Raw genomic sequence first — 2,153 nt, 5'->3', positions numbered from 1 at the left:
CGGCGCCGGCGCGATCTATCTGATCGGCGTGCTGTTCCGGAAACGGCGGCGGCCGATCACCATGATCCTGCCCGGCATCGTCGGCGTGCTGCTGGTCTATGCCGGGCTTTCGCTGAAGCTTGGCGATTCGCGCGCGGTTGGCCCGATCGGGCTGCCGTTCATCTTTGCGCTGCTGCTGGTGGGTGGCGGCATCGCCAAGCTGCTGAGCGTGCCCGGAGTTCGGAAATCGCGCTATTTCATCGCCTTTCTGGCGGCGGGCATCATTTCGGTGGTGATGGGACTGCTGGTTCTGTTCAACTGGTCGGAAGTGTCGGCGCGGTTCCTTGGCGTGGTGCTGGGGCTTGAACTGGTGGCGGACGCCATATTCCTTGGCGCCTACGGATTGCGCGACCGCGACAAAGAGGAGCACCGCGAGGCGCTGGACGGCTGATGGCCCTGCACGTTCACGACGAAGGGCCGGTTCGCGTCGTCACGATCGACCGTCCGGCCGCGCGCAATGCAGTTGACTTCGATACGGCGCGCGCACTGTGGCAGGCGTTTCTGGATTTCGATGCCGATGAAACCGCGCTGGTTGCGGTGCTGGTGGGATCGGATGGCTATTTCTGTGCTGGCGCCGATCTGAAGGCGGTAGCAGCAGGGCGTGGAAACCCGATGGTGCCGGTAACGCCGGGCTCCGTCGGGCCGATGGGCCCGACGCGGCTGCAACTGGCAAAGCCGGTGATCGCCGCGATCGAGGGGCACGCAGTGGCGGGCGGGATGGAACTCGCGCTCTGGTGCGATCTGCGGGTGATGGCCGAGGATGCGGTCTTTGGCATTTTCTGCCGCCGGTTCGGCGTGCCGCTGATCGACGGCGGAACGGTGCGCCTTGCGCGGCTGATCGGCGAGAGCAGGGCGATGGATCTGGTGCTGACAGGGCGCCCGGTACCTGCGGCCGAGGCACTGGCGATGGGCCTTGCCAACCGGGTGGTGCCGCCGGGCGCTGCGCTTGCGGCGGCGATACGCCTTGGCCACGAAATTGCTGCATTCCCGCAGGCCTGCATGCGCGGCGATCGCGCCGCCATGAAGGCGCAATGGGGCCTGCCCGAGCACGAAGCGCTGGTGCTGGAGTTTGCGCACGGCCAGCAGACGCTTGCCAGCGGCGAAACCCTGGCGGGCGCCACAAGGTTCAGCGAAGGCGAAGGCCGGGGCGGACGCTTTCCGGTGGGCGGCGGGCCGGGCTAGGGGGCTACAGCGTCAGCCCGCCATCGACATCGATCGTCTGCCCGACGACATAGGCGGAAAGCGGCGAGGCTAGAAACAGCGCGACACCCGCCATGTCGTCAGGGCTTCCGAAGCGGCCCAGCGGGATACGCTTCAGGGCGGCGTCCGCCCGGTCGGGGTTGCCGGTGGTGACTTCGGTCAGCTTGGTCGGGACGAGGCCGGGTGCAATGCCGTTGACGCGGATGCCAAGCGGACCCCACGCCTGACCCAGCGTTCGCACGAGGTTGGTAGCGCCGGCCTTTGACGCCCCATAGGCCGGATTGCCGACCGACGCCTGATGCGCGACGATCGAACTGATGATGATCAGCTTCCCGCCGGCGGCGGCCAGATGGGGCTGGAACTTGCCGGCGCAGGCCATCAGGCTGGTCAGATTGACGTTCACCACGTCGGCGAACGCCTCGGGCGTGTATTCGGCGCGGCGGTAACGCACGATCCCCTGCGAGAGGACCAGAATGTCGAGCAGGTCGAACGGGGCGGGTGCTGCGTGGATCGCCGCCATGTCGCCGACATCGACCTGCGTGTAGCCCAGCCCTTCGAGGTGGGAGCCTTCGCTGCCGGCATAGTCGGATGCGCTGGCCCGTGTACCCCAGACATGGACGCTTGCGCCCGCAGCGCGGAAACGTTGCGCGATGCCGTTGCCGATGCCGCTGGAGCCGCCGACGACCAGCACTTTCGCGTTGGTGAAATCGAGCGGCCCGCCCATTCTGCGTTACCCCTGCCTCAGCGGCCCGTCGTGCCCTGGCGGATGAAGCCGCGGACATCGTTCGAGAGCTTGGCCAGATCGGCTTCGCGCACATACATCATGTGGCCGGCATCATAGTAGTGATACTGGATGCGGTCCTGCGGCATGCCGGTGCGGGTGAGCGAATATTCGGCGGCAAAGAAGGGGGTAG

Annotated in this window: 3 protein-coding genes and 1 pseudogene; 2 read left to right on the top strand and 2 right to left on the bottom strand. The window is 66.9% G+C overall.

Annotated elements, in window-relative coordinates:
- Both AC16JP_RS11970 and AC16JP_RS11965 read left to right on the top strand, forming a co-directional pair.
- A partial coding sequence (locus AC16JP_RS11970) for a hypothetical protein (RefSeq protein WP_484340844.1) occupies positions 1–430 on the top strand: 430 nt, incomplete at its 5' end.
- Complete coding sequence (locus AC16JP_RS11965; RefSeq protein ID WP_484340843.1) at positions 430–1,221, top strand: crotonase/enoyl-CoA hydratase family protein; 792 nt, start codon at positions 430–432, stop codon at positions 1,219–1,221. The genes AC16JP_RS11970 and AC16JP_RS11965, both read left to right, overlap by 1 nt.
- A 4-nt stretch (positions 1,222–1,225) precedes the next feature.
- Here AC16JP_RS11965 and AC16JP_RS11960 read toward each other — a convergent pair whose 3' ends face one another.
- Positions 1,226–1,963 carry an SDR family NAD(P)-dependent oxidoreductase gene (locus AC16JP_RS11960; RefSeq protein WP_484340842.1) on the bottom strand — a complete coding sequence of 246 codons (738 nt, stop codon included), beginning with the start codon at positions 1,961–1,963 and terminating at the stop codon, positions 1,226–1,228.
- 17 nt (positions 1,964–1,980) lie between these two features.
- A pseudogene (locus AC16JP_RS11955) lies at positions 1,981–2,153 on the bottom strand (peptidase S10); the annotation flags it as partial.

Source organism: Sandaracinobacteroides sp. (genome assembly GCF_057137845.1).
The sequence above is the reverse complement of the archived record's forward strand: the minus strand, read 5'-3'. Positions and strand labels throughout refer to the sequence as shown.

Coding starts and splice junctions, on each gene's coding strand:
- AC16JP_RS11965 (WP_484340843.1), top strand. CDS start 430: ATGGCCCTGCACGTTCACGACGAAGGGCCGGTTCGCGTCGTCACGATC.
- AC16JP_RS11960 (WP_484340842.1), bottom strand. CDS start 1,963: ATGGGCGGGCCGCTCGATTTCACCAACGCGAAAGTGCTGGTCGTCGGC.